We start from the raw sequence: 26413 nt of genomic DNA on the forward strand, positions 1-26413 counted from the left end.
GGGAACCCTTGATGTATGAAATGGAACAACATTAGATCTATCGGCGCAGAATATTGAAACTTTATGTGGTAAAGGAGGGTTTTGTAAGAGATATATTTTGCTATTTAAATCAAAGAGCAAACATTACTTTAGACTTTTGTAGTTAATTAAAGCCGCTTCTGGCGCGGTAATCTCGCTGCCTGCTCTGAAAAAAAGGGCTGTACGCGTTACGTACAGCCCTCTGTTAGCGACCTGCGCAGTTATCAGGCGCTGCGCAGCACGTCCACCAGCGCCATCTCTTCGCTGTTCAGCAGCTTCTCGATATCCACCAGGATCAGCATGCGGTCGCCCAGCGCGCCCAGGCCGGTCAGGTATTCGGTAGACATGGTGACCGCAAATTCCGGAGAAGGACGAATTTGATCGGTGGTCAGGGAGAGCACGTCAGAGACGCCATCCACCACAATACCCACTACGCGCTGTTCCAGATTGAGTACGATCACCACGGTGTTTTCGTTATAAATCACATCCGGCTGCGCAAACTTAATGCGCAGGTCGATGATTGGCACGATAACGCCGCGCAGGTTAGTCACGCCTTTGATAAATGAAGGGGTGTTAGCAATACGGGTCACCTGGTCGTAACCACGGATCTCCTGCACCTTCAAAATATCAATGCCATACTCTTCGTCTCCCAGCGTAAACACCAGGAACTCCTGGCCTACGGTTTCGCCAGCAAGTTTAGTGACAGTTGCCATTCCAGTCATAGTTCTACCCTTAATCGGTTAAAGTCAGGCCGCGGCTCCCGCCACACGCTTTTCACGGTTGAGAGACTGCAGTGCCGAAACATCGACAATCAGCGCCACGCTGCCATCGCCCAGGATGGTGGCCGCAGAGATACCCGGCACTTTGCGATAGTTGCTTTCCAGATTTTTTACCACCACCTGGTGCTGACCAATCAGCTGATCTACCAGCATCGCATAGCGCTTTCCGGCGCTTTGCAGGATTACCACGATGCCCTGAGTCGCTTCAGTTTTTGCACCCTGCACGTCGAACACGTTCCACAGCTCCACCAGCGGCAGGTATTCGCCACGCACTTCCAGCACACGCTCGCCTCCGGCCAGCGGATGCAGGTCATCAGCCAGCGGTTGCAGCGACTCCATCACCGCGTTCAGCGGCAGGATAAAGACTTCGTTCGCCACACGTACAGACATGCCGTCAAGGATGGCGAGCGTCAGCGGCAGCAGGATACGGATGGTGGTGCCTTTGCCCTGTTTAGAGGAGATCTCGACATGGCCGCCCATCTCCTGGATATTTCGCTTCACCACGTCCATGCCGACACCGCGGCCAGAGACGTCGGTCACCTGCTCCGCCGTTGAGAAGCCAGGGGCGAAGATCAGCATGCCAACTTCTTCATCGCTCATCGACTCGCTGACCGGCAGGCCGGAAGAGAGCGCTTTGGTGAGAATACGTTCACGGTTCAGGCCCGCACCGTCATCCACCACTTCAATGCAGATATTGCCACCCTGATGCTCGGCGGAGAGCGTGAGGTTACCTACCGCGTCTTTGCCCGCAGCCAGGCGTTTCTCTGGTGACTCGATACCGTGATCCAGACTGTTACGCACCAGGTGGGTTAACGGGTCAATAATGCGTTCGATCAGGCTCTTATCCAGTTCAGTAGAACTCCCCAGCAGGGTCAGCTCCACCTCTTTGCCAAGCTTGCTCGCCAGGTCGCGAACCAGACGCGGGAAGCGGCTGAAGACATATTCCATCGGCATCATACGGATGGACATCACCGATTCCTGCAGGTCACGGGCGTTACGTTCTAACTGCCCCATGCTGTTCAGCAGGTCGCCATGCGCCACCGGGTCCAGCTCGCCTGAACGCTGCGCCAGCATAGACTGGGTGATCACCAGTTCACCTACCAGGTTAATCAGCTGATCCACTTTTTCCACCGCAACGCGGATGCTGGTCGATTCACTGACTTTCGGCGCGGCCGCTTTTTTCGGCGCTTCACGTTTCACCGCAGGCGTGATGTCGCTGACTGTCGCCAACGGCGCAGAAGGCTCTTCAACCGGCTTTTCGACCACCACTTCTGCTACCGGCGTAGCGGCACCGGCGGCGGGGAATTTGATTTGCGACTCTTCAATCACAAAGCAAAGCACGGCCACGATGTCATCCTGACCTACAGAGGAGTCCAGGGTGAGTTCAACGGAGGTTTCACCCTTAACCACGTCAGAAACCGTGCCCAGATTACCTAACTCTTCCAGCATCAGCGGGATTTCGTTCGGCTTCAGATCGACCAGCGCCAGTCTCAGACCTGCGGCCGCTGCCGGAGCAGCCACAGACGCCAGGACTTTTGGCGGCTCAATCACTTCACCCTTGGCTTCCAGGGCCAGCTGACGCAGCATCTGACAGATGTATTCAAACGTCTCGGCATTTGGTTCCGTGGCGGTTTTATAGGCATCCAACTGTTCCTGCATAATATCTTTAGTTTCCAAAAACAGGTTGATGATATCGGTGCTCAGCTGCATTTCGCCGCGACGAGCACCGTCGAGAATGTTTTCCAGAATGTGCGTGGTTTCCTGTAATACAGTAAAACCAAAGGTCCCCGCTCCGCCTTTAATTGAGTGGGCCGCACGGAAGATAGCGTTAAGCTGCTCCGAGTCGGGTTCCTGCGGGTCTAATCCCAGCAGGTGTTGTTCCATGTCGGCCAACAGTTCGTCGGCTTCATCGAAAAACGTTTGATAAAAATCGCTGATATCCATGCTCACGGTATCACCTCTGCTGTGAGTCGCGATCGGTCTGAACCGCTGGTGTTGGCTTAACCGGGGCTACTGCTCCCGACGTGGCTTTATCACCCGCTGGCCCAGCCTCTGAAGGTTGAGGGTCAGGGTTTTTTGTTGCTCCGGACGGTATAGCCGGGGCAACGATTTCTTTAAGCGCGCCCGGATCGTTGCCGATTTGCGTCGCGTCGCTTTCCGCGTTTTCTTTCTCAATCTCTACTTCGGTGTCATGGTTCAACACCAGTAGACTGATTCGACGGTTCACAGCATCATTCGCGCCGCGGTTTTTTAATCTCATGGTATCGGCCATGCCGACCACGCGCAGCATCTTGCCGCTATCCAGCCCACCAATTACCAGCTCACGCCGCGAGGCGTTAGCACGATCGGCTGACAATTCCCAGTTACTGTACCCACGGTCACCATTGGCATACTGAAAGTCATCGGTGTGGCCGGCCAGGCTGATTTTGTTTGGAATATCATTAAGGATCGGCGCGATTCCCCGTAAAATATCGCGCATGTACGTCTCCACTTCGGCACTGCCGGTTTTAAACATTGGCCGGTTCTGGCTGTCGATAATCTGGATCCGCAGGCCCTGCTCCACCATATTGATGATCAAATGGGGACGCAGCGCTTTGAGTCTTGGATCCGCTTCTATCAGCTGGTCAAGCTTTTCACGCAGACGGTTCAGACGGATGTCATCCAGCTTGCGTTTCTGCGCATCCATATCCATGACCTTCTGCACTTCTCCCTTTTTCTGCGTCGGATCTTCTCCGCCGCCCGGGATTACGCTGACGCTTTCACTGCTGCGTGTACCGCCGGTGATAGCAACCTTCAACGGCGTTTTAAAGTATTCCGCTATGCTCTCACGCTCTGTAGGTGTGGAGATGGAAATCAGCCACATCACCATAAAGAACGCCATCAATGCGGTCATGAAGTCGGCATAAGCAATCTTCCATGACCCATGCCCACCTTCATGGCCTTTGTGCTTCTTTTTCTTAACCACAATAATGGGATGATTGTTATGCTTCATGCGTCTTGATCCGAAGTCTGTTTCGCGGGTGATTTCGCGTTACGGACGTGCTCCTCCAGCTCGGTAAACGACGGCCTGTCGGTTGAGTAGAGCGTTTTGCGGCCAAACTCAACGGCAATTTGCGGCGCATACCCATTCAGGCTTGAGAGCAACGTCACTTTTATGCACTGCATCATCTTGGTGGTTTCAGCACACTTCTGCCGCAACACGCCCGCCAGGGGAGAGATAAATCCATAGGCCAGTAAAATACCCAGGAATGTCCCCACCATCGCATGGGCCACTGACGCGCCCAGCTCTGCAGCGGGACGGTCGGCGGCGGCCAGCGTATGTACCACCCCCATTACCGCCGCCACGATGCCGAAGGCTGGCAGTGAATCCCCTACCGTTTGCAGTGCCGTCGCCGGAACTTCACATTCGTGTTCGTAGGTTTCAATCTCTTCATCCATCAGCGCTTCGATCTCAAAGGCATTCATATTGCCGCTGACCATCAGTCGCAAATAGTCGGTAATGAAGTCCACTAATCTTTTATCGGCAAGAATGCGCGGGTAATTAGCAAAAATTTCACTTTCCTGCGGACTTTCAATATCCCCTTCCAGCGAAAGCATCCCCTGCTGACGGGATTTCGCCATCAGGCGATAAAGTAACGCCATCAAATCCATGTAGACGGCTTTGTTATATTTTGCGCCGCGCATTAATAAAGGCAGGGATTTCACGGTGGCTTTAATCGCTTTGCCATTATTTCCGACAATAAAGGCACCGATGCCCGCGCCACCGATAATCAAAAGCTCTGAAGGTTGATAGAGCGCACCCATGTGCCCCCCCACCATTGCATAGCCTCCCAACACCGACCCGAGAACCAGGACATACCCTAAAATAATTAACACAAGCGATCCTTACGTCTGGTGACGTGTGGGTTAAAAATGAACCAGAGGGAGTCAGGTTGTTTCACCAGGCGTGGGCAAAAAAAAAGCAGCGGTTATTAACCGCTGCTGGATTCATTCCACGTGGTGAACACTATTAAACGGCTTGTTTAACCTGTTCATCCAGCAGTTGTGAAATGTTATCGGCAGATTCTACGATAAGTTTACGTCTTTTTACCGCACGAGATGGCGGCTGGCACAGGCTGCAGACAAAGCTGCCGACTGGCTGATGTGCATGATTAATAAAGCTGCCGCCGCAGCATTTGCAGTCGGACAATTCCAGCATTCCGCTCTCAACAAACCGGACTAAGGTCCAGGCGCGAGTCAGCGCCAACAGCGGGCCTTCGTCCTGTTGCGGGCACTGCTCGAGATAGAGTCGGTATGCCTTGATCACGGCATCCACACCCTTGCTCAACCCGCTTTTGAGTAAAAACTGCCAGGCGTTACAGAACATCGTAGAGTGAATGTTCTGCTCCCAGGTCATAAACCAGTCAGTTGAGAAAGGCAGCATACCTTTCGGAGGCGGACTGCCGCGCAGTTCTTTATAGAGCTTAATTAAGCGGCCACGGCTTAATTGCGTTTCGCTTTCTAACATTTGCAGACGCGCGCCCAACGAAATTAACTCCATCGCCAGCTGAATATCACGCGCTTCCTGAACAATACTTTTCTCGCTCATTAACTCGCCCTCTTTTTCGGCAATTCGTCCGCTTTCCCCGACACGTTGCGTAATAAACGGCTGGATAACAGAATACCGGTATGGATTTGCTGTAAATCATCCACGCGAGACTCTTTAGTTAAGCGAGTAATCGTATTGTGGTCATTAAAACGGAACTGGCACACTAACTGATTCGTTTCAGCCAGTTTTACCATTTCTGGCAGCGTCAGCTGCGAGAGGGCATCAGCCATTGGCTCGTCAATGCCCAGACGAAACATTGCAGAGGCTTTTTCCTGATTAATAAGGCGTTGCGCAAGCAATAAATAAGACAAGTTGATGTCGTAAATATGTTTGAGTAATTCTGATGTACCCATTTTTCTTTCCATCCTGACTGACACTACTTAAACGTTTGCGGATTGCGCCGCTACCTTGGTTGCTGCTGGGTAATTCTAAAATGGCAAATAATTAAGTGGCAGAAGCCAAACGTTTGCGAAGCTGCCAGCTGCGTTAATCGCTGCTGTGCAGAAAGTAGTCATTAACTCATTTTGCCAGTTACTGCTCCCGGTCTTCATTCTCGTTCCCTGCCCTGGCTTTAGGATTTTTCCTGCCGCCTTTTAGGACTATTCCGAAAACAAGGCAACTCTATCCCCTCTGATTTCGACATACAACGAGAGCCAACCGAAATTTTAGATAAAGTGTGACGCAGGTCACACTTTTGGACTAATTTAACTAAAATAACCCTTCAGCATTGCTGTTGGTTAGTTCACTAACTAATCAATTTGCCCCCTTTTTGTTAAATTTTCTGTTCGGGTGCCCGTTTCCAAATGAAAATGATTCCGTTTACGAGTATTAAAGGGAACGGCGGTGTGATTTAGATCAATATCAGTTAAAATTTCTAACTTTACAAAAATAAATAGAATTTTATGCTGGTAATGGGCCATCGGCCATGCATACAGAATAGTCACATTCAGTGACTGTCAGTTCTGGATAGGATGGCTGAATTGTGACATAACACAGGTTTTTAACAGGAAGCGATAACGTTCCGTAAGCCTTGCCAGGCTTGTGTTCAGGCTCTGAAAAGGGATGTAACGGGGAGTAACATAAAGGATGTGAATGTTTTGCAAGGGATTTTACTTTTCACAGTCAGTATCGGCAGGTAGCGCTCATTCTTTAGGTTAAAAGCCATATTTTCGTTATTTTTCTTATTAATGGCTCTTTTTATGACGAATTTAAGACAGGAGTCTCGATTTACAGCGGTTTTTTGCATAAAAAAAAGGGCGATCTGAGATCGCCCTTATCAAGTCTGGCACAACTTATGCTAGCAGAAGAGAATTCACCTTTGTCTGACCTGGCACAACTTATGCCAGAAGAGGAGAATTCGCCCCTGTCGCGGCTGGCTATTTATGCCAGGCGTGGAAACACAGCGACCTTACTGGCCTCTCCATGCTTCGGGTTGCGGGGTGCTACTGCCTCTAAATCCTTAAGATAGCTTTTACGCCAGTGCGTAATATCGTTTCTGCGTAATACCGCCATCATATCGTTGTAGCGGGAGATGCGCTCATTCAGGGGCATCGTAGCCGCCTGATTCAGTGCAGCAGCAACTTCGTCACGATCGTAAGGGTTAACAATCAACGCAGAGGTCAGCTCATTGGCGGCACCGGCAAAGCGAGAGAGGACCAGCACACCCGGATCCTCCGGGTCCTGTGCCGCGACATATTCTTTCGCAACCAGGTTCATCCCGTCACGCAACGGCGTCACCAGTCCAATATCCGTCAGGCGGAATATTTTCATCAGCAGCCGACGATCAAAGTGCTGATTAAGGTAGTAGAGCGGTGTCCATCCCAGCGTGCCGTACTTACCATTAATCCGCCCTGCTTCCGTTTCCAGCTGATGACGAATGTCCTGATAGGCCTGTACATCACCACGCGAGGTTGGAGCAATCTGCGAATAACGGATCTTACCGCGGTGTTCCGGGTAATTTTCCAGCAGCGCTTCATAGGCCAGGAAGCGTTCAGGCAACCCTTTGGAATAGTCAAGACGTTCGCAGGCGATAATATTTTTAGCATCGCCCAAATCTCTTTTCATCGCGGCCATTTTCGGTGGCAACGGCCCTTCGGCCATCTCTTTAATGCTGTCCGGCTCAATCCCGATAGGATAAACCTCGGTGGCAAAAGTGTTGCCAAAGGCGCGGTGCTGCTTGCCAGTGGTCTGCAGCTGCGTCATCAGTGACAGGCACTCCAGGAACGCGGTGCGGTCACTTTCCGTCTGGAAGCCCAGCAGATCGTAATCGCACAGCATCTCCAGCAGCTCATTATGCGGCGGCAGCGCGTTGAAAATTTCCGGCGTTGGGAAAGGAATATGCAGGAAGAAGCCAATCCGGTTGGTTACACCCAACTCACGCAGCGCAGCAGCAAAAGGCAGCAGGTGATAATCGTGGATCCAGAGAATGTCGTCTGGCTTCAGGAAAGGCAGCAGGCGTTTTGCCAGCATGGTGTTGACGTTGCAATACCCTTCCCACGCTTCTCGCTGGAAATTGACTAAATCCAGACGGTAGTGGAAGGCGGGCCAGATCACAGCGTTAGAGAACTGCAGGTAATAAAGGTCGTAATCATTCTGATTCAACCCAAACGAGGCGTAGGTGACGTTATCCTGTTCAAACAGGCTCATCTCCTCGTCATCTTCACCGATTTCATTGATTTCGCCGTTCCAGCCAAACCACAGCCCACCAGTGGTTTTCAGGGCATCCATAATTCCCACGGTCAGACCGCCAGCGCTGGCTTTTGACCCATCGGGTACAGCGATGCGGTTAGATACGACTACTAAGCGACTCATAACCTTGACTCCTTACCGACGTTGTTTCGTCTTGATCTAATTGTAATAGTGTTTGTTCCAGCCAGTGATAAACGGCGTTAACATCCGCCAGCCGCGAAGTTGCTTCTGTCGGACCCTCGCCCACTTTAATGGTGATGCCGTCCAGGGCATTAATCACGGTAAAACCGGCTTCATCTGTCAGATCGTCGCCAATAAAGACGGGCGTTCTGCCAGCAAAAGGAGGCTGCTGCATAAAATCTTTAATAGCAGCGCCTTTATTTACGCCTTTCGGCTTCAGCTCCACCACGCATTTGCCTGGTTGCAGAGCCATTATGGGGAAACGCTCGCACATCGCTTCGGCCAGGGCGAGGATCTCCTGCTGATAGTGCTCCGCGCGGCGATAATGCAGCGCAAAGGCCATGCCTTTGGTTTCAAGTTGGGTATCGGGCATCTTTGCTATCGCATCGCTCAGCAGTAGTGAGAGCGAGCTGGCAACCTCATCCGGCAGGGAGAGACGATCAACGCGATTTTGAGCATCCCGGCGTTCTGCGCCGTGGACGCCTGCCAGAGGAAGATGGAGAGGAGAAGCGAGCGCATCCAGTTCTGCAATCGGACGGCCTGAGACCAGTGCCAGCGCACCATCTGATAACCGGGCGAGCCGGGCGAGATGCGCAATAACCTGCTCTGGGATAAACACTTCATCTGGTCGGGACTGGATTGCAGCCAGAGTCCCGTCAACATCAAAGAAGAAAGCATACTGTCCGCCCACGGCTAACCGGGGACCGGACTCATTCTGGGTGTTCAAAGTATTCCTCCTGATTGAGTATGTTACGGCGCTACGTTAAGCAGGCAGTGAGTCAGCCTGATAAACGGGCTGGGACAGAAAAATCTGTATGACCCCAACGCACGAGGAAAACGCAACATTATCAGTATTCAGTATAGTGGCCGATCCCGATTTTGCCAGGCGAAACGGGGCGGCCGGCCTGGTGATGGTCACACAGACTGGCAAATCACTGGAGAAAAATACATAGGATAAAGGCGAAATGTTTCTCTCTATGGCTCGGGAAAAGTAGCGGCTGGGTAAGGCTATAGCAACGCTGATGAAGTGCAACGGGCTGAGGTGAGGTAAAGATAGTGTGCTGATGGGGGTTAACGTTATAAGACCTTGCTGGCCATTGGGCGATAAGGCAATGCGCAGTTTAGCCGCAGCTCAGGCAACCGGTGCCATCCACAGTGCATTAAGATCCATTCCCTGCCAGTGGGTGGACTCTTCCGGGCCGGTAATGCTGTCCCAACAAAATCGATCCGAGAGATCGACCTTTTCCGGCGAGATGCTCTGGTTAGTGACCAGCGAATAGAAAGCGCAGACTTTCGGCTGTAGCAGAGAAGCGTCACCGGGTTCTGCAACCACGGCGATACGGCCGGAAGCCAGGCGAACGACTGATCCTACCGGATAGATACCTACCGCCTTCACAAAGGCATAGAATACTTTACGATCGAAATGCCCTTCCCAGCTCGCCATCTGATGCATGGCGCTGGCGGGGTTCCAGCCGGACTTGTAAGGCCGGTTTGAGGTAACAGCATCATAAACATCGCAAACGGCTGCCATCCGGGCCAGCAGCGAAATCTCGTTGCCCTTCAGCCCGTGCGGGTAACCGCAGCCGTTTACCTTCTCATGATGATGTAACGCCACATCCAGCAAATCCTCATCCCCGCCACTTTTACGCAGCAAGGCTTCACCGATGACCGGATGTTGCTTCATAAGGGTGAATTCTGTATCGGTCAGCTTACCTGGCTTGTTGAGGAGCTCCAGAGGGATGCCCGCTTTTCCGACATCATGCAACAGCCCGGCCATACCCGCCCGCCGCACCTGTTCTTCATTCAGCTCAAGCTGCCGCGCCAGAGAAATCATCAGCGCGCAGACCGCCACTGAATGCAGATAGGTATAGTCGTCATGGGTTTTAAGCCGCACCACGCTCAGTAACGCCGCCGGATGCCGACTGATCGATCCGCCGATCTCATCCACCAGCGGCAACGTGCTGCCCGTGTCAATGGTTCTTCCGAGCCGGGCATCGTTGAACATCCCCATCACCTGCCCTTTGGCATTCAGGCAGATCGCCTGCGCCTGCCCAATTTCTTCATACATACCGCCAGGGCCACACGAGGCGATGCCCCGATCCGATCCGGCTCCGGTTTCAGCTTTATCAGGGCCGCGCCCTTTGGCGAGATCTATCCAGACCTCTTTGATGTCGTTTTCCGCAATGATTTGAATCTGCATATCGGTGGTGAGTAGCATGTCGTTATGCACCAATGGGTGCTTCAGCCAGAATACCTCCAGCTTATGCACATACATTCCGAGCCGCAGTTGCTGTACCTGAATTCGCTTTATCATCCTCTGTCTGTTCCTCCTGTTCCTCCCTTCAGCACTGGTATCGGCTTTGCCGATAAAACCTTCAGTAGATGCAGTAACCGAAGGCACTTTTTACTGGAATTTTACAAATTAACCCGCTGTTCACTCTGTAGCCTGCCACTAAAAGTTCTGCCTGTTGTTTCCTCAGCAGATGAGCTGAAAACGGCTGCCAGGCGATCGCTAAATTTTCTCAGGGAACAGGAGGGTAGAAATTTCTGCTTATTAAGCACTTGCTCAGGTGGCGTAATTGATAATACTGTACATACACACAGTAACATTGAGTCATAATAATGAATATTTATCAGCTGGCTGAGGCCCCGCTTTCCCTGACGCTGCCCCTGTACGTCGAGCGTGTGGCCTGCGGCTTTCCCAGCCCGGCAGCAGACTACGTTGAGTCCAGAATCGATTTGAATGAGCTGCTGGTCACTCATCCCAGCGCTACTTACTTTCTTCGCGCTGCCGGGAATTCGATGATCGAGGGCAATATTAACGACGGCGATCTGCTGGTAGTGGACAGTTCGCTGAAGCCGCAGCATGGCGACCGGGTGATTGCTGCTATTGATGGCGAATTTACCCTGAAGAAGCTACAGCTTACCCCCTGCGTCAGGCTGCTCTCCATGAACCCCAGCTATCCCTCTATCGATATTGATGATGAACAGGGCCTGAACATCTTTGGCGTGATTACTTACATTATTTATGCGGCGCGGTAGCGAGCCAGAGCCGCCGTAAGGGATCACGGCAGGCAATAACGCGGGAGCTGAACCGCTTTTTGCCGCTGCCGGGTTGCAAAAGTAAAACGATCGGTTTACTTTTTAAGGATGAATAAAAAACAAGATATCCTGCAGGCCGCCGAACGGTTGTTCTATCTCAACGGCTTCCATGCTACCAGCACGGACCGGATCTGCCGCGAAGCGGGCGTCTCCACAAGGACGTTGTATCGCTATTTTCCCTCAAGGGAGGTGCTCACCAGTGCGGTTATGACGGCAAGAAGTGAAAGATTCTTTGCCGATCTGTTTCACCCCACGCATCCGGAGGCAGTAAGCCAGCTTTTTATCGTGCTGGGCAAGTGGATGCAGGAACAGGGCGCGCTGGGATGCTTCTTTATGAAAGCCTGGGGCGAATATGCTGAAGAGGATCTTATTCTGGCAGCGCTCGCCCTCGACTATCGCTACACGTTAAGAAAGTACATTGCGGCCTGCGTCAGCCACGCGCAGGGAGAGGAAAACGATGCGCTTTCTGATGCCCTCTGGATGCTGTTTGAAGGCGCTATTACCACCGCGCTGGTGGTAGGCACGGACGCCGCCCGCCATGCCGGAGATGCGGCCAGTCGGTTGATCGCAAGGCCAGAGGTGAAGCGATGAAAAGTGCCCTGACGCTTGGCATTACCGGCTTTTCGCTGATTGCCGTCAGCTATGGTATGGCCCGCTTCTCCTGGGGGCTGATGATGCCGGATGTGGTACGCGATATTCCCTTCACACCACGGGTAGCAGGCCTGCTTTCTGCCTGTAGCTTTGTTGCTTATTGTCTGACAATCCTCTTTTCACCGCTTCTGGCCAGGCGCGCGGGGCCCCGTCTGATGGCAGCCGCAGCCGCGGGGTTTGCCGCAGTCGGTCTGATTGTGCTGGCACTCTCATCCGCTCCGGCAGGGCTTGCTGCCGGGATTTTTATTGCCGGCTTAAGCCCTGGCCTCGCCTCGCCTTCCCTTGCCGACGCAGTAAGTCGTGTGGTTAGCGAAAAACAGCAGCCGGGGATGAATACCCTGATCAATGCCGGAACCAGCGCAGGCATCATTCTCTCCGTGCCGGTACTGTTTTTTGTGCCGGGTGGCTGGCGCATGGCCTGCTGGATTTTTGCCCTGCTGGCGTTGATTTGCGCCATCCCCGCGCTGCGCTGGTTGCCGCGTGAAAGCGTGAGTCAGGGCGCAGAACGGGGAAGCTGGCGGCAAACCCTTTTTTGCCGTGCGCTGGTACGCCTGATGATTATTGCCTTCGTAAGTGGAATGGCCAGCGCCGCATGGTGGAGTTTTGGACCCGAGATCCTGCGTCATCACGTTGGCGTGGACGCCCGCACCGCAAATCTGCTCTGGCTGGTCAGCGGCGCGGCGGGGATCCTGGGCGTGCTGACCGGCCCGGTTGCCTCATCCATTGGTCTGCACCAGGTTTACCGTGCCTCTCAGCTCTGTATGGCTGCTCCCCTGCTTTTGCTGGCGTTCAGCCATGAGCTGTCAGGGTGGTTTTTTCCTGCGGTTGCTCTGTGTGGCGTAGGCTATATCACTCTGACAGGCGTTCTGCTGGTTTGTGGCGTCTCCGCACTGGAGAAAGCCCCGGCGACCGGCGCCAGCGTGGTCTTTTTTATGCTGGCCGCGGGTCAGGTTGCTGGCGCCACGCTGTTTGGCCTGCTCTCCGCGCAAAGCAGCGCTACTGCCGCGCTGGTGACCTTTTCCATGCTTTCACTGTTAATCATGTTCTTACGCCCTGCCACGCAAAAAAAATAACAGACGCCTCTGTCAGCAGGGTTGTCGCTTTCGGGTAACGGGTAACGGGTAACGGGTAACGGGTAACGGGTAACGGGTAACGGGTAACGTATTTTATCCTGTTTCGCTGTAAACAAACGTGTTTTTAGCTATTCAAGCAAGGCAATATTCTATCATTTCAGGACCATGAAATAATTTACTTTTGCTTGTTACTTTTAACTAATAAGGCTGCTATTTAATTATAAAGAGAACTGACAAAAGTCGGATTCATTAACTATTTTAATGTAATACATTCCCCTGAGCGATATTTAAACCTTGCCTTTGATTTATAATAAAAAAAGAAATTATGTAGCCTGATTTTATTAGCAATAAATTTAAACCGTGTTCAAGGTCACGCTTTAAAGAGCCAGAATAAATCCCGCCGCCGCCCCGTACCTATCCTGTTGTAAAAAAGAAGCTTAATAAATAACTAAGGTGTTAAATTCTGAAAATTTAACTTATTTCTGCTGCCGCATTTGAAATTTCCCCACCTCAGACTAATACTCAAAGAATCGATTCCCTGACGTTATTAAAAATTCCTTCCTGAACATGAGGACTCTATACCTCATTTTAAAGCATAAAGGACTTAAAATAAAAAAGGTCCTGGCCGAGGTTTTCGTGGGCACGTTTATTTTTAGCTGGAATAAAATATGACACCATTTTCATCCTTTTGGCAGGCGGGCTTTGAGGGAGCAGATCATATAACGCGGCAGGGAATACCCTTATCGATGACTTTTACCAATGGGCACCAGAGTAAAGTAGAGGAAGATTATTTTTCACTGGCTGAGTTAGGCATTACCACCGTGCGGGAGAGCGCCGGCTGGCGACAATGTGTTACCCGCTCAGGCTATGATTTTTCTGGCGTTGAGCGCTGTATGAGGGCGGCCAGAAAAGCTGGCATCCAGATAAACTGGTCGATCTGTCATTATGGCTTTCCGGCGGAGGCGCTGATTTCTGATGCGGTTTTTATTCAGCGCTTTGCTGAGTTTTCAGGTGCGTTGGCCCGTTTTCTGGCCCCGTTTTATGACGATGCTCCCATCTATTCTCCGATAAATGAGATCTCTTTTACCAGCTGGGCGCTCTCGGTAGGCTTTTTCCCCTTCTCAGAGGCTGAATCGCTGCCTGAAGGGATGGTCATTAAGCGCTTACTGGTCAGGGCTGCCATCGCCGCCTGCGATGCAATCTGGCTCGCGGACCCGCGCGCCCGCATCCTGCACTGCGATCCTGTCATTCATATCGTGGCACCCGACGACGCGCTGCAGGAAATGGCCCGTTCGGAAAGCGATGCTCAGTACCAGGCATGGGATATGTTGTGCGGTCGTCTTGAACCTGAATTAGGCGGCGCGCCCCGTTATCTGGACCTTATCGGCGCCAACTATTACCACGATAACCAATGGGAGCTTCTCACGCATCACCGCCTCTGGTGGCATCTGGGCGATCCCCGCCGCGAACCATTGCATCGCCTGCTCGGCACACTTTACCAACGCTATCAGCGCCCGATTCTGCTGGCAGAAACAAGCCACCCCGGCAGCGGCAGAGGTGCCTGGCTGAATCATATTACCGGCGAAATCGCGCACGCTTTACTACAGGGAACAGAGTTACTGGGAATTTGCCTCTATCCGGCGATTGATCGCCATGACTGGGAAAACAGCGATCTCTGGCATCACAGCGGCATATGGGATGTCGCCCCTTTTACTACCGGCCTGTTTACAAGAACCTTAAATCAACCTTATGCAGATGCCATTCTTAATGCCAGAAATTTTCTGCAGCATTTTCAGGAACATCAGTACCGCATAAGCCGTCACAGCGAGGAGAGAAAAATGACGCCCCCTTTAATGATAGTGTTCAGTCACCTGCGTTGGGATTTTGTTTATCAGCGTCCACAGCATCTTTTAACGCTGCTGGCCCCCCATTTTCGCATTTTGTATGTTGAAGAGCCTGTGTATGAACAGGGGCCGTCCGGGCTACACCTTTCCCAGCCTGCACCCAATATTACCGTGGCACGTCCTCACACCGAGATCTCTTCGCCCGGTTTCAGCGACGAGCAGATAGCGGAGATGCGCCCCCTGCTTGGCGAATATTGTGCGGATGAGGATGCCCCTTACGTCTGGTTTTATACGCCGCTGGCGTTGCCGCTGATGGAGGCGTTCGAACCGGGTTTAATTGTCTTCGATTGCATGGATCAGCTCTCCGCTTTTAAAGATGCTCCACGCGACTTACTGAATCGGGAAAAAGAGCTCTTCAGCCGGGCCGATATTGTTTTTACCGGCGGGCCGAGCCTTTTTGCAGCCAAAAAATCGCTGCATAGCAATATTCACTGTTTTCCCAGCAGCGTGGATGCCATTCATTTCGAGCAGGCGCTGGACAGAAGTAATGGTCATCCTCTGCAACAGGAGATGCGGCATCCCCGACTGGGCTATTACGGCGTTATAGATGAACGTATGGATCTTACGCTGATAGCCGCTCTGGCGACGGCGCATCCTGAATGGGAATTTATTTATGTCGGCCCGGTGGTCAAAATAGATCCCTCTTCCCTGCCGCAAGCCAGCAATATTCACTATTTCGGCCAGCAGCCTTATCAGGCTCTGCCCCAGTTTCTGGCGGACTGGGATCTCTGCCTGATGCCCTTCGCTCTTAATGAGTCCACTCAATTTATCAGCCCGACAAAAGTGCTGGAATATATGGCTGCGGAACTGCCGGTCGTCAGCACAGCGATAAAAGATGTGGATATGCTGTATGGCGATCTTATTTTTATCGCTACTGATACCGCCAGTTTTATCACTGGCTGTGAGCAGGCTTTAATGATGACGGGGAAAGAGATCCGCAGCATGCGGCAGAGAATGCGGGATATTGTCAGCAGAAGTTCCTGGTTAGAAACCGCGGCACAGATGAAAGATCTGATTGATGAGGCGGCAAGAAAGCGCCTGCAGCATAAGCCGGCAAATTACCTCTCTGCTGAGGATAATTCGGTGGTTAATTTGTTTTCAGCACCTGAAGAGCGCCCGCTATCCGCAAAATATCTGATTTTGGGTGCGGGTCCTACTGGCCTTAGCGCCGCTTATCATCTTGGCGAAGAGGCGGTAACTCTTGAGCGCAATGACGCTGTGGGTGGCTGGTGCCGATCGGTAAACGACAAGGGATTTGTCTTTGATTACGCTGGCCATATTATGTTTTCTGCCGATCCCTATGTGCTGGAGATGTACACCCTTTTATTAGGTGAAAATCTGCACTGGCAAAACCGTGAAGCCTGGGTCTGGAGCGATGGCGTCTATACCCGTTACCCTTTCCAGGGCGCATTATATGGATTGCCAGCCTCAGTGATTAAAGAGTGCCTGCTGGGAGCCATCGAGGCTCGTTATGGACGAACGGATCTGAAAGCGGTTCGTGACCTGGCGGATAAAGATTGTTGTGCCGATGGCACTGTTTCAGCAGCGGGTGACTGCACGCTCACGCGTGAAGATAAAGAGTGCCCTGATTTCGAGTCGTTTATTTATCGTACCTGGGGCGCTGGCATCGCCAAACATTTCGCCATTCCCTACAACAAAAAGATCTGGAAAGTTCCGCTTAATGAAATGGAAACCTCCTGGCTGGGAGGACGCGTGCCCTTGCCCGACCTGGCGCAGATTATTGAGGGCGCGCTGGAACCTTCTGCCAAACCTGTGGGGCCGAATGCCCGCTTCGCCTATCCTCTGCAGGGCGGTTTCCAGGCTTTGATGTCAGGTTTCCTGCCGTTATTAAAAGGGACGCTGAAAACAGGCGCGGAAATTGTACGCATCCATCCGGCGCAACGCAGAGTGATCCTCTCCGACGGACAGCGCTATCAGTATGAGTCGTTAATCAGCACGTTACCTTTACCGGAATTAATCAGGATGATGGGAACATTTGCGCCACAGGAGATCAGGGAGGCGGCGGCAGGGCTTAAATTCACTTCCGTACGCTGCGTGAACCTGGGGATCGGACGGGCGAATATTACTGATAAGCACTGGGTCTACTATCCGGGCGATACGCTCTTCCACCGCGTCTTTATGCAGGGCAATGCCAGTCCATTCTGCAATCCGGAAAATGGGTTTGGGCTTACTTGCGAAATGACCTATACCGAGGATTCTCCGTTGCCTTTAACCGGGGAGGCGCTGAACCAGCGCTGTATTGAGGATTGCATCAGGGTGGGGCTTTTTACGGCGGATGATGAGGTGCTTACCGCCTCTCAGACCGATATTCCCTGCGCCTATGTGATTTATGACCATCAGCGTCAGGCAAACGTGACGAAAATTCGACAATGGCTCACCCAGTACGGTATCACCCTTTCCGGACGATACAGTGAATGGGAATATTACAATTCCGATCATGCTTTTCTGGCCGGTAAAAAAGCGGCAGAAGCGCTGCTCTCAGCATCGACAAAAACAGGAACGCCCTACTAAACTTGATGTTTTACCCGCAATTTAGTGATGTGAGAGAAAGGGAAAACATGAAGATTGCTTGCCTGGGGTGGGGGTCGCTTATCTGGAAACAGGAACAGTTACCCGTTAAAGGTGAATGGAAGATGGATGGCCCTGCCATACCCATTGAGTTTTGCCGGATTGGTGAGGCAGGAGAGCTGGCGACAGCAATTTGCGTGAATGCGGCACCTTTACCGGTATTGTGGGCGTGGCTTGGGACAGAGGATCTGGCGGCAGCACGGCACGCGCTCACTCTGCGGGAAGGGATCCCCGCCAGTCGTAGTGATGGAATTGGCAGCCTGACAGTGACTGAACGGCCGGTGGGTATTCTGGCGGAGTGGGCGCAGGCCAGAGACATCGAGGCGGTGATCTGGACCGCACTGCCAGCCAGAAGTGATTCTGTCGAAGGGAAAATCCCCTCAGCAGAGGAAGCGATCGCCTATCTGAGTGGACTGGAAGGCGAAAAACGGCACCATGCACGGCGCTATATTGAGCGTGTTCCGGCTCAGTTGACTACGCCCTATCGCAGGGCAATAGTTGAGGCGCTTGGCTGGGCCATGCCTGACAACCTCAACAGCTGATACTCCACTCTCGCCGCTTTACGCGGCGATTCTTTACGCCCGATATGCTGGTGTCCGCCTCTTTATCTCTTAATAACGCGTAGTTATCCCTCTCTCCCCTCAAAGGCTTTGCGTTTCTTACTGAATTTTTACCGCTCCGCTTGATTGCCTCCGGCGTTTCGCCATACTGTATATAAACACAGTAAAAAAAGGAGGATCGTTATGTTAGTTACACACTCTGCTCAGCATTTATTTTCACTTCTCCCCGCACCTTTTATGGCGTGCCTCTCCTGTTCGGATGGCTTCTCTGCCTTCCGCCAGCATGAAGCTGATTTGCCCGGCCCGAAAGCCATGTTTTTCCCCCTTAAAGCAGGCAAAACACCATGTTTGCCCTTGTAGACGTTAACAGTTTTTACGCCTCCTGCGAGACGGTGTTTCGCCCGGACCTGCTGGGGCAACCGGTGGTGGTGCTCTCCAATAACGACGGCTGCGTGATTGCCCGCAATGGAGAAGCGAAAAAGCTCGATATCCCGATGGGCGCGCCTTTTTTTAAAATACGTGACCATATTCAGCGCCATAACGTCACGGTATTTTCATCAAACTATACGCTCTATGCCGACATGTCCCAGCGGGTGATGAGCACGCTGGAGGCGCTGGCGCCAGCCATTGAGATCTACTCCATCGATGAAGCCTTTCTGGACGTCTCCGGCATCAGCAACTGCCTGCCGCTGGAGACATTTGGTCATCAGGTGCGCCAGAAGATTTGGCAGGATACTCATCTGCGGGTCGGCGTGGGTATTGCCCAGACCAAAACCCTGGCCAAGCTGGCGAACTTTGCCGCTAAAAAGTGGACCAAAACCGGCCACGTGCTGGATCTCTCCTGCCCTCTCCGCCAGCGTAAGCTGATGGCGCTGCTGCCTGCGGCTGAGGTCTGGGGTATCGGGCGTCGGCTGGCGAAAAAGCTGGAAAGTCTGGGCATCCGCTCCGCTCTTGAGCTGGCCGACACGCCGGTGGCCCTGATCCGCAAGCATTTTGGCGTGGTAGTGGAACGCACGGTAAGAGAGCTGCGCGGCGAATCCTGCCTGGAGCTGGAATCCCTTCAGCCTGCCAAACAAAACATCCTCTGCTCGCGCTCTTTTGGCAGCCGTATTACCGAATATCAGGAGATGCATGAAGCCATCTGCAGCTATGCCGTCCGCGCGGCGGAAAAACTGCGTGGGCAGGAGCGCTACTGCCGGGAGATCAGCACCTTTATCCGTACCAGTCCGCACGATCCTGAGCACCCTTACTACACCAACGCCGCCAGTTATAAACTGCTGTCGCCGACTCAGGACACCCGTGACATTATCAGCGCGGCGATCCGCTGTCTGGACAAAATCTGGCGGCCAGGCCATCGTTATATGAAGGGGGGCATTATGCTTGGGGATTTTTTCACGCAGGGCGTGGCCCAGCTCAATCTGTTTGATGAATTCCAGCCAAAACCCCACAGCGAAAATCTGATGGCCGTCCTGGATAAATTAAACGAGAAAAGCGGCAGCCGCGTCTGGTTCGCTGGCCAGGGGATCAAACAGGAGTGGTCAATGAAGCGCGAGATGCTGTCGCCCGCCTATACCACCAGCTTTAAAGATTTGCCGAAAGTGGGCTAAAGGGCAGCTAACCTTCACCCGCTAATGCTGACCAGATAGGGCATCAGGCGCATTAGCGGGCAACAAATGCCTGCTCTGCCCAAACTGGCTGAAGCAGGGTGAAGTCGAAGCCTGATAAATGCTGAAGCCCGGGGAAGGTCGAACCCTGACGCAGAAGGCTGCTGCCCTGCCCGGCAGCAGCCCTGGTGATATTTACCGCTTCAGCGACAGGCTTCAGAGACGGCATAACTGTCTTCAAACATACGGAACCGGGTGATAAGTCCCTCTTCAACCATCATCTCCAGAACGAACTCTGTTTCGATCAGCCTGCCCGTTTTTTTAACCCGTGATGCCAGCTCGCCAACAGCAATCACACGCTTATCTTTGACCAGAATATCCTTGATCTCAAAGCGTTCAGAGGTCAGCTCTTCTCTGATCTGCGCGTAAAATTCTGCTGCTCCTGCTTTGCCCTGCTTGCGGCCAATCCACGGAACCACCGTGGTATTACCGGCTACCAGCCAGTCTACATTTTCACTCACCAGTTCAGCGATCTCAAAAACGTCTTCAGCCGTTGCGATGCGCCTGAAGAAAGCTTCTGTTACGGCCAGTGGCGTTTGGATCGTCATCATTTTTTCCTTCTGTTAGTCTGCAAAACTCGCCGGCTTATGACTCAGCCCTGCTCACCTGAAAACGCCCGCCAGGCGGCCAGCGTATCCAGTGATTCCCGCAGTAGCTTTATCTTTCCCTCTTCTGCAACCAGGCGACCAGCATAAGTCTGTTTGTAGAGGCGGTCGGTACCCGCTATGGCAGCCTCAACGCTGTATTCGCCAAAAGCCTGCGCCGGGGTATCAATCAGGAACTGAATATTACGGAACTGAAAATCAGGCACCTTTTTCAGCAAACCAGCAATAAAGTCCTCAATCTTCTGTGGACCCTGTACGCGATGCGGTAATCCCAACGTCTGGAGATAGGGCAGTTCCAGCACGCCATCAGCAGCGAAAAGGGCAGCGGCGGCCTGGGGATTCTGAATAGTATCGAGATAATTTTGCAGTAACTGCACGGCAGTTTTCATGATGCATATGCTCCTGAAGTGGTAAGAGCCAGCGCGGTATCGGTGGCGTAACAATACGATAAAGAACTTCAGGAGATTACAAAATAGAAAAGAGTGAAAACTATCCTTTCATTTTTGAAAGGATAGTCTGGCCGGGCGTGAACGTTTTAGTCGTGCAGTCGCCAGTCAGGCTCACTCAAATGGCTGGCAAAAAAGTCAGAGAGCACCCTGACCTTAAGCGGACGACTACGTGAGGTGGGAGTGACAAAATAGAGGCCGCCCCGTGTCAACGACCACTCCTCAAGCAACCGGACAAGGCGACCGTCGCGCAGATATTCAGTAGCGATAAACTCAGGCAGTTCTGCGATGCCCAGCCCCTCAAGCAGCGATGGAAGAAGCGCTTCTGAATTGGTCACGCGCAGTGGGCCGCCTGGCACAATGTCCTCCTGTGCACCTGTGGTATGGGTAAAACGCCATACCTGGCTGCGTGCGCGGTAGGCATAACTGAAACACTGACATGCGGAGAGTTCTCTGGGGTGAGCAGGCGTACCGTGCTCAGCAAGATAAGCAGGCGCGGCGACAAGGTATTGTGTCACCGCGCACAGGCGGCGCGCAACCAGCGAGGAGTCAGGCAGCGCCGCGACGCGCAGTGCCGCATCAAAGCCCTCAGCAATTAAATCGACTGGGGCATCTGAGAGATGGAGATCCACGCTAAGCTCCGGATAGTGGCGCAACAGCGCGGGCATTAAGGGGGCGACCCAGCGCAGGCCAAATGACATCGGTACGGCAAGGCGCACCTGCCCGCGAGGCTGTATTGACAGCTCATGCGCCTCGCTCTCCACCTCTTCTGCCTGGCGATAGATCTCTGAGGCTTTTGCCGCCATGCTCTGCCCAAACTCTGTCAGCGCAAGCTTGCGCGAGGTACGGTTAAAGAGTCTTCCCCCAAGCCGCTCTTCCAGCCGCGCAACGGCACGCGACACTGTGGGGACCGATACGCCCATCACTCTCGCCGCAGCGGCGAAAGAACCTTCTTCTGCCACCTTGGCAAACATCGCGAGTCCTTCAAAATCGGGGAATCTGTTCATTTCAAATCTGCAATGATGAGTTTCAAATCATTCTATTTTGAAAGTCTCTGCTCGTCGATATGCTTCTTCCATCGCGGCAACCTTCGCTGTCGCTCACGACAAAGATGAATTTCAGACCTGCGGGTCAGCAAACTAAAAAAAGAGGAAACAGATCATGAGTAATAAACTCTCAAATAAAATTGCATTAGTAACGGGCGGCAGTACTGGCATTGGTCTGGCTTCAGCGCGGGAGCTGGCGGAACAAGGGGCAAAGGTCTATATCACCGGACGTCGCCAGCAAGAGCTTAATGCCGCTGTGGCCGCTATTGGCCCCGCGGCAACAGGGATCCGGGCCGATGCGTCGGTTTTAGCAGAACTTGACCACGTTTTTTCAACCATCGCGAACGAGTCGGGACGGCTTGATATCCTTTTTGCCAATGCTGGCGGCGGCGATATGATGCCTCTTGAGGCGATTACGGAAGAGCACTTTGACCGTATTTTTGGCACCAACGTCCGTGGGTTACTCTTTACGGTACAGAAGGCTTTGCCGCTCCTTACTGACGGCGCCTCAGTGATTCTTACTGGCTCCACCGCAGCAGCCAAAGGAACGGCCAGCTTCAGCGTTTACAGCGCCAGTAAGGCTGCTGTCCGTAATTTTGCCCGCTCCTGGGCGCTGGAGGTGAAAGATCGGGGCATCCGGGTCAACGTAATCAGTCCGGGTCCTGTACGCACGCCCGGTCTGGGGGGATTGGTGCCTGAAGAACACCGGCAGGGGCTTTTTGACACTCTTGCTGCAGACGTCCCTCTTGGCAGACTGGGTGAGCCTGAAGAAATTGGTAAAGCCGTAGCCTTCCTGGCGTCCGATGATGCACGCTTTATCAACGCTTCTGAGTTTTATGTTGATGGCGGTCTGGCGCAGGTGTGATCGGACGCCTGACTGATTTAACTAAACTTTATAGTTTTATCAGCCCTTTATAAATCATTTCAGCTTTGCGGCGCAGGCTACATCAATTATGCCTGAATCGGCTGGCTGCCTTTCGTTAAAAGGGCAGCCTCAGCCTGCCGCCGCTTCCAGCTTCTGCTGAATCAAGTGCGTGGTAAAGGTAACCAGATCGGTAAAACCGCCGTTTTGTGCCACCACCTGCATGCCTTCAAGCAACAGCGTAATCTCTTTTGCCAGATTTTCGGCCTCGGTAATGCCCGCCTGCTGGCAAAGGGTGCAGAGACGCTGATATTGCCGCTGCTTATGCGCAACGATCAATGTGCGAACTTCCGGGAACTGATCGCCCGCTTCCGCCAGGGTGTTAGTGAAAGGACAGCCGCGTTGCAGGGTGTCACCCAGGTTATCCGCAATAAAACGCACAAAGCCCATAATTTGCTGTTGCGGCTGGTGCGGAAACTGCCTGGCCAGCTCATCAAATATGGCACTGTAATCCTCCGTCAACAGCGTAATCCACTCCTTCACCAGAACCTCTTTTGAGGCGAAATGGCGGTAAAGCGTCATCTTGGTGGAACCTGCTTTCTCCGCAATGGCATCTACAGTGACGCGTACTATTCCTTCCTGAACAAAGAGCGCCTCTGCGGCCTGTAACAGACGATCACGGGGAGGTAAACGGGGCTGGCTGAGTCGGGGCATGATAATCCTCATTGCAATGATACTAATCGGTATCGTATGATACTAACAAGTATCGATATATACTTATTAGTATACATCATAATGCGTTCAAAGTGACGTGCTGAATAACCCGGAGCCGTATGAAAATTTCTGAATATACCGCCTGTGACGCTGTTGGCCTTGCAAAGCTTATCGCTAAAGGTGAAGTAAGTTGTGATGAGGTAAAAAGCGCCGCACTGAGCGCAATCGGTACTGTTAACCCGCAACTCAATGCTGTTGTGGAGTGCTGGCCAGACGCACCGGACAGCGCGCAAGGGGAATTTCGCGGCGTTCCGATGCTGGTCAAAGATTTGGGCATCACGGTTAAAGGGCGCAAAAACGAACTGGGCAGTCGGCTGGCCGCAGGCAACCTCTCCTCTCACGACTCAAATTTAATGATCCGTCTGAACCAGGCGGGTCTGGTGACCCTGGGCCGCACCGCCACCCCGGAGCTGGCAGCGAGTACAACAACCGAACCGCTTTTCGGTGGCGTCACGCGTAATCCGTGGAACACGGCGTTCAGCGCCGGTGGGTCAAGCGGTGGCTCTGCTGCTGCTGTAGCCTCCGGCATGGTTCCGGCGGCGCATGCCACGGATGGAGGAGGCTCCATTCGCGTTCCGGCTTCCGCTACCGGTCTTTTCGGCCTGAAACCCAGCCGTGGGCGCATCAGTATGGGGCCGGATGTGGATGAAGTCTGGTCAGGCCTTGCCGTGCACGGTTTCGTTACCCGTACCGTCCGTGATAACGCTGCATTACTGGATGCAGTTCAGGGAAACGTTGCCGGCGATCCCTTCCATATTTCAGCGCCCCGCCAACGTTACTCCTCTTGCGTGACAGAAAGCCCGGGGCAGTTGAAAATTGGCGTACTGACGCACCCCCTGAATGGAAAGCGCACTTCACCAGCGATCGTGGCAAGCCTGGAGGAGACCGTACGGCATCTTTTATCGCAGGGGCATCATGTTGAGGAGGTGGTGCCTGATACAGGGATGAGCTGGGATGCTTTTGTAGAGATGAACAGCTGTTTCTGGGCAGCCAATACCGCAGCCTGGATTGATGCGCTGGCTGCAGGCAGCGATCGACAAGTGAATGAAGAAACGCTTGAACCTTCTAATCTGGCGTTATGGCAACTGGGCCATCAACTGACCGCAATGGATATCATGGGCGCAATGCACAGGCGTAATATCATTACCCAGAAGATGGCTGCGTTTTATGGGAAATACGATCTGCTGATGACCCCCACTCTGGCTGATTTGCCTTCCCGGCTCGGCAGCTATAATCAGCGCCAGGGTTGCATGGATGGACGCGAGTGGATGCGTCATGTCTTTGATAGCTCGCCCTTCACGGCGCTGGCTAACGTCTGCGGCACGCCAGCTATGTCGGTGCCCACAGGTTTCTGTTTAAGGCAAAACTTACCCATCGGCATACAGTTTTTTGCCGGTTTTGGGGGAGAATCTTTGCTGTTCAGATTAGCAGGAGAGCTGGAGCAGGCCTTTGCGTGGCAGAAACGCAAACCACCCGTCTGGGCAGGAGAAGAGATGACGCTTTAAGGGGGATAGTCCGTAAAGGCTGAATGAAATACATTTGCCAGAATCGCGGTGAAACTATCGTATTAAAACCTTCAGTTTCACCGCGTGACAGATAAATAAGCCCGTTCCGCCAGCAACCAGCCGGAACGGGCATGACAGGCTAGGGTTTAAGAATAACTTTGGTCCAGCCCTCGTCGCGGTCATCAAAATGACGATAGCCTTCAGGCGCCTCTTCCAGGCTCAGACGGTGGGAGATAATCTGCCCGGGGTTCGCCTTGCCCTGATGGATAAGACGTGAAAGCTGACGGTTATAAGCCTTAACATTCGCCTGACCGGTGCGGATGGACTGCCCTTTAAACCAGAAACTGCCGAAATCAAACGGCATTTTACCCTCTTTGGCCATTTCGGTGGCAGCCCCTGGGTCCTGAGGAATGAATACGCCGACGGCACCAATCCCGCCCGTTGCCTTTGTCGAGGCCACAAGGCTGTTCATGGTAGCGGAATTATCTTCATGCCCGTGCTTGTTGCAGCACTGATAACCCACGCACTCACACCCGCAGTCGGTTCCGCGCCCATCGGTCTGATCCAGGATCTGCTGTACGGCCTCGTCGCCTACGCCTTTGATCGCTGTCGCACCCAGCTTTTCAGCCAGCGCCAGACGATCCGGATGGGTATCCACCACAAACACCTGCGAAGCGCCCTTGATGATCGCCGAGTGAGCGGCCATCAGCCCTACTGGCCCTGCGCCGTAAATAGCCACGCTTTCACCAGGCCGCAGTCCCGCCAGCTCTGTAGCGTGCCAGCCGGTAGGGAAGATATCAGAAAGCATGACATAGTCCTCTTCCTTCTCTACAGCATCCGGCGGCAGTACAAGACAGTTGAAGTCAGCAAAAGGCACGCGCAGTAACTCCGCCTGGCCCCCTTCCCACGGCCCCATCTCGGCGAAGCCGTAAGCTGCACCTGCGGTGCCAGGATTAGTGGTCAGGCAGTAGCCGGTAAGCCCCTTTTCGCAGTTTTCACAGAAACCACAGCCAATGTTGAAAGGCAGGCAGACATAGTCGCCCACCTTGACTCTCTCAACACCATTACCGACTTCAATCACCTGCCCCATATTTTCATGGCCCAGGATCCTGCCCTGCTCAAAGCTGGTGCGCCCCTCATACATATGCAGATCCGAACCGCAGATGTTGGTAGTGGTGATGCGAACAAGAACGTCAGTCGGACGAACAATTTTGGCATCGGGAACGTTTTTTACCACAACGTCACGAGGTCCGTTATAAATCAGTGCTTTCATTATTTCTCCTCAGCAGGATGATTGAAATTCAGGGGAGTGAAGGTTCTTTCCCTGCTTGTGTTCATCTTAAGTCTAGCCTGCTGCTCCAAAGAGACGGGCGCTCTGC

The 26413-nt window shown here is 53.0% G+C and carries 23 protein-coding genes; 8 read left to right on the top strand and 15 right to left on the bottom strand.

All coding sequences use genetic code 11. The features are described from left to right. Positions 1 to 242: 242 nt before the first annotated feature. The 9 genes from cheW to SD961_RS11235 all read right to left on the bottom strand — a co-directional run bounded on the left by cheW (position 243) and on the right by SD961_RS11235 (position 10567). A complete protein-coding gene (cheW, locus tag SD961_RS11195) occupies positions 243 to 740 on the bottom strand; it encodes a chemotaxis protein CheW (RefSeq protein WP_318790441.1) in 498 nt (165 codons plus the stop codon). A 24-nt stretch (positions 741 to 764) separates the two neighbouring features. Continuing rightward, the gene (gene cheA / locus SD961_RS11200; protein WP_318790494.1) at positions 765 to 2741 is read right to left on the bottom strand and encodes a chemotaxis protein CheA; all 1977 of its coding nucleotides are present in this window, start codon (positions 2739 to 2741) and stop codon (positions 765 to 767) included. Between the two features lie 10 nt (positions 2742 to 2751). Further along, positions 2752 to 3789, bottom strand: coding sequence for a flagellar motor protein MotB (gene motB, locus SD961_RS11205; RefSeq protein WP_318790442.1), 1038 nt, complete (start codon positions 3787 to 3789; stop codon positions 2752 to 2754). Further along, the gene (gene motA / locus SD961_RS11210) at positions 3786 to 4673 is read right to left on the bottom strand and encodes a flagellar motor stator protein MotA (RefSeq protein ID WP_306206048.1); all 888 of its coding nucleotides are present in this window, start codon (positions 4671 to 4673) and stop codon (positions 3786 to 3788) included. Before motA ends, motB begins: the two co-directional genes overlap by 4 nt. A gap of 133 nt (positions 4674 to 4806) precedes the next feature. Further along, positions 4807 to 5385, bottom strand: a complete 579-nt coding sequence (gene flhC, locus SD961_RS11215; RefSeq protein WP_306206050.1) for a flagellar transcriptional regulator FlhC — start codon at positions 5383 to 5385, stop codon at positions 4807 to 4809. Further along, positions 5385 to 5738: a flagellar transcriptional regulator FlhD gene (flhD, locus tag SD961_RS11220; RefSeq protein WP_318790443.1), complete on the bottom strand. Its 354-nt coding sequence runs from the start codon at positions 5736 to 5738 to the stop codon at positions 5385 to 5387. The genes flhC and flhD overlap by 1 nt, the downstream gene beginning before the upstream one ends. 1027 nt (positions 5739 to 6765) lie before the next feature. Next, entirely contained in the window at positions 6766 to 8196 is a 1431-nt protein-coding gene (gene otsA / locus SD961_RS11225) for an alpha,alpha-trehalose-phosphate synthase (protein WP_318790444.1), read from the bottom strand. After that, positions 8171 to 8980 carry a trehalose-phosphatase gene (gene otsB / locus SD961_RS11230; RefSeq protein ID WP_318790445.1) on the bottom strand — a complete coding sequence of 270 codons (810 nt, stop codon included), beginning with the start codon at positions 8978 to 8980 and terminating at the stop codon, positions 8171 to 8173. The genes otsA and otsB overlap by 26 nt, the downstream gene beginning before the upstream one ends. Positions 8981 to 9385: 405 nt before the next feature. Further along, positions 9386 to 10567 (bottom strand): HD-GYP domain-containing protein, encoded by a 1182-nt coding sequence (locus tag SD961_RS11235; RefSeq protein ID WP_318790446.1) that lies wholly within the window; start codon positions 10565 to 10567, stop codon positions 9386 to 9388. Positions 10568 to 10875: 308 nt separating this feature from the next. Here SD961_RS11235 and umuD point away from each other — a divergent pair, with 308 nt between their 5' ends. The 6 genes from umuD to umuC all read left to right on the top strand — a co-directional run bounded on the left by umuD (position 10876) and on the right by umuC (position 19739). Further along, complete coding sequence (gene umuD / locus SD961_RS11240) at positions 10876 to 11295, top strand: translesion error-prone DNA polymerase V autoproteolytic subunit (protein WP_318790447.1); 420 nt, start codon at positions 10876 to 10878, stop codon at positions 11293 to 11295. 108 nt (positions 11296 to 11403) lie between these two features. Continuing rightward, positions 11404 to 11946 carry a helix-turn-helix domain-containing protein gene (locus SD961_RS11245; protein ID WP_318790448.1) on the top strand — a complete coding sequence of 181 codons (543 nt, stop codon included), beginning with the start codon at positions 11404 to 11406 and terminating at the stop codon, positions 11944 to 11946. Beyond that, positions 11943 to 13079, top strand: a complete 1137-nt coding sequence (locus tag SD961_RS11250; protein WP_318790449.1) for an MFS transporter — start codon at positions 11943 to 11945, stop codon at positions 13077 to 13079. The genes SD961_RS11245 and SD961_RS11250 overlap by 4 nt, the downstream gene beginning before the upstream one ends. A 668-nt stretch (positions 13080 to 13747) precedes the next feature. After that, positions 13748 to 17515, top strand: coding sequence for an FAD-dependent oxidoreductase (locus SD961_RS11255; RefSeq protein ID WP_318790450.1), 3768 nt, complete (start codon positions 13748 to 13750; stop codon positions 17513 to 17515). Between the two features lie 47 nt (positions 17516 to 17562). Beyond that, positions 17563 to 18114 (top strand): hypothetical protein, encoded by a 552-nt coding sequence (locus SD961_RS11260; protein ID WP_318790451.1) that lies wholly within the window; start codon positions 17563 to 17565, stop codon positions 18112 to 18114. 362 nt (positions 18115 to 18476) lie between these two features. Continuing rightward, positions 18477 to 19739 carry a translesion error-prone DNA polymerase V subunit UmuC gene (gene umuC, locus SD961_RS11265; RefSeq protein ID WP_318790452.1) on the top strand — a complete coding sequence of 421 codons (1263 nt, stop codon included), beginning with the start codon at positions 18477 to 18479 and terminating at the stop codon, positions 19737 to 19739. Between the two features lie 52 nt (positions 19740 to 19791). Here the strand turns inward: umuC and SD961_RS11270 are convergent, their stop codons facing one another. The 4 genes from SD961_RS11270 to SD961_RS11285 form a co-directional block, all read right to left on the bottom strand. After that, a complete protein-coding gene (locus SD961_RS11270; RefSeq protein ID WP_318790453.1) occupies positions 19792 to 19965 on the bottom strand; it encodes a hypothetical protein in 174 nt (57 codons plus the stop codon). Continuing rightward, positions 19940 to 20347: a nuclear transport factor 2 family protein gene (locus SD961_RS11275; RefSeq protein ID WP_318790454.1), complete on the bottom strand. Its 408-nt coding sequence runs from the start codon at positions 20345 to 20347 to the stop codon at positions 19940 to 19942. Before SD961_RS11275 ends, SD961_RS11270 begins: the two co-directional genes overlap by 26 nt. A gap of 41 nt (positions 20348 to 20388) precedes the next feature. Next, positions 20389 to 20790 (bottom strand): nuclear transport factor 2 family protein, encoded by a 402-nt coding sequence (locus tag SD961_RS11280; protein ID WP_318790455.1) that lies wholly within the window; start codon positions 20788 to 20790, stop codon positions 20389 to 20391. 146 nt (positions 20791 to 20936) lie between these two features. Next, positions 20937 to 21821, bottom strand: coding sequence for a LysR family transcriptional regulator (locus SD961_RS11285; RefSeq protein WP_318790456.1), 885 nt, complete (start codon positions 21819 to 21821; stop codon positions 20937 to 20939). Between the two features lie 187 nt (positions 21822 to 22008). Between SD961_RS11285 and SD961_RS11290 the strand changes: the two genes are divergently transcribed. Beyond that, on the top strand, positions 22009 to 22758 hold the full coding sequence (locus SD961_RS11290; RefSeq protein WP_318790457.1) for an SDR family NAD(P)-dependent oxidoreductase: 750 nt from the start codon (positions 22009 to 22011) through the stop codon (positions 22756 to 22758). A 129-nt stretch (positions 22759 to 22887) separates the two neighbouring features. Here the strand turns inward: SD961_RS11290 and SD961_RS11295 are convergent, their stop codons facing one another. After that, on the bottom strand, positions 22888 to 23469 hold the full coding sequence (locus SD961_RS11295) for a TetR/AcrR family transcriptional regulator (RefSeq protein WP_318790458.1): 582 nt from the start codon (positions 23467 to 23469) through the stop codon (positions 22888 to 22890). 119 nt (positions 23470 to 23588) lie between these two features. Here SD961_RS11295 and SD961_RS11300 point away from each other — a divergent pair, with 119 nt between their 5' ends. Then, on the top strand, positions 23589 to 25034 hold the full coding sequence (locus SD961_RS11300) for an amidase (protein WP_318790459.1): 1446 nt from the start codon (positions 23589 to 23591) through the stop codon (positions 25032 to 25034). 139 nt (positions 25035 to 25173) lie between these two features. Here SD961_RS11300 and SD961_RS11305 read toward each other — a convergent pair whose 3' ends face one another. Beyond that, complete coding sequence (locus SD961_RS11305; protein WP_318790460.1) at positions 25174 to 26307, bottom strand: glutathione-independent formaldehyde dehydrogenase; 1134 nt, start codon at positions 26305 to 26307, stop codon at positions 25174 to 25176. Positions 26308 to 26413: the final 106 nt, after the last annotated feature.

The organism is Erwinia sp. MMLR14_017 (assembly GCF_033657285.1).
Classification (GTDB): domain Bacteria; phylum Pseudomonadota; class Gammaproteobacteria; order Enterobacterales; family Enterobacteriaceae; genus Erwinia.

What these genes read in the sequence shown, in the direction of transcription:
- cheW (WP_318790441.1), bottom strand. Translation starts at nt 740, where the DNA reads ATGACTGGAATGGCAACTGTCACTAAACTTGCTGGCGAAACCGTAGGC.
- cheA (WP_318790494.1), bottom strand. Translation starts at nt 2,741, where the DNA reads ATGGATATCAGCGATTTTTATCAAACGTTTTTCGATGAAGCCGACGAA.
- motB (WP_318790442.1), bottom strand. Translation starts at nt 3,789, where the DNA reads ATGAAGCATAACAATCATCCCATTATTGTGGTTAAGAAAAAGAAGCAC.
- flhC (WP_306206050.1), bottom strand. Translation starts at nt 5,385, where the DNA reads ATGAGCGAGAAAAGTATTGTTCAGGAAGCGCGTGATATTCAGCTGGCG.
- flhD (WP_318790443.1), bottom strand. Translation starts at nt 5,738, where the DNA reads ATGGGTACATCAGAATTACTCAAACATATTTACGACATCAACTTGTCT.
- otsA (WP_318790444.1), bottom strand. Translation starts at nt 8,196, where the DNA reads ATGAGTCGCTTAGTAGTCGTATCTAACCGCATCGCTGTACCCGATGGG.
- SD961_RS11235 (WP_318790446.1), bottom strand. Translation starts at nt 10,567, where the DNA reads ATGATAAAGCGAATTCAGGTACAGCAACTGCGGCTCGGAATGTATGTG.
- umuD (WP_318790447.1), top strand. Translation starts at nt 10,876, where the DNA reads ATGAATATTTATCAGCTGGCTGAGGCCCCGCTTTCCCTGACGCTGCCC.
- SD961_RS11245 (WP_318790448.1), top strand. Translation starts at nt 11,404, where the DNA reads ATGAATAAAAAACAAGATATCCTGCAGGCCGCCGAACGGTTGTTCTAT.
- SD961_RS11250 (WP_318790449.1), top strand. Translation starts at nt 11,943, where the DNA reads ATGAAAAGTGCCCTGACGCTTGGCATTACCGGCTTTTCGCTGATTGCC.
- SD961_RS11255 (WP_318790450.1), top strand. Translation starts at nt 13,748, where the DNA reads ATGACACCATTTTCATCCTTTTGGCAGGCGGGCTTTGAGGGAGCAGAT.
- SD961_RS11260 (WP_318790451.1), top strand. Translation starts at nt 17,563, where the DNA reads ATGAAGATTGCTTGCCTGGGGTGGGGGTCGCTTATCTGGAAACAGGAA.
- umuC (WP_318790452.1), top strand. Translation starts at nt 18,477, where the DNA reads ATGTTTGCCCTTGTAGACGTTAACAGTTTTTACGCCTCCTGCGAGACG.
- SD961_RS11270 (WP_318790453.1), bottom strand. Translation starts at nt 19,965, where the DNA reads ATGCCGTCTCTGAAGCCTGTCGCTGAAGCGGTAAATATCACCAGGGCT.
- SD961_RS11275 (WP_318790454.1), bottom strand. Translation starts at nt 20,347, where the DNA reads ATGATGACGATCCAAACGCCACTGGCCGTAACAGAAGCTTTCTTCAGG.
- SD961_RS11280 (WP_318790455.1), bottom strand. Translation starts at nt 20,790, where the DNA reads ATGAAAACTGCCGTGCAGTTACTGCAAAATTATCTCGATACTATTCAG.
- SD961_RS11285 (WP_318790456.1), bottom strand. Translation starts at nt 21,821, where the DNA reads ATGTTTGCCAAGGTGGCAGAAGAAGGTTCTTTCGCCGCTGCGGCGAGA.
- SD961_RS11290 (WP_318790457.1), top strand. Translation starts at nt 22,009, where the DNA reads ATGAGTAATAAACTCTCAAATAAAATTGCATTAGTAACGGGCGGCAGT.
- SD961_RS11295 (WP_318790458.1), bottom strand. Translation starts at nt 23,469, where the DNA reads ATGCCCCGACTCAGCCAGCCCCGTTTACCTCCCCGTGATCGTCTGTTA.
- SD961_RS11300 (WP_318790459.1), top strand. Translation starts at nt 23,589, where the DNA reads ATGAAAATTTCTGAATATACCGCCTGTGACGCTGTTGGCCTTGCAAAG.
- SD961_RS11305 (WP_318790460.1), bottom strand. Translation starts at nt 26,307, where the DNA reads ATGAAAGCACTGATTTATAACGGACCTCGTGACGTTGTGGTAAAAAAC.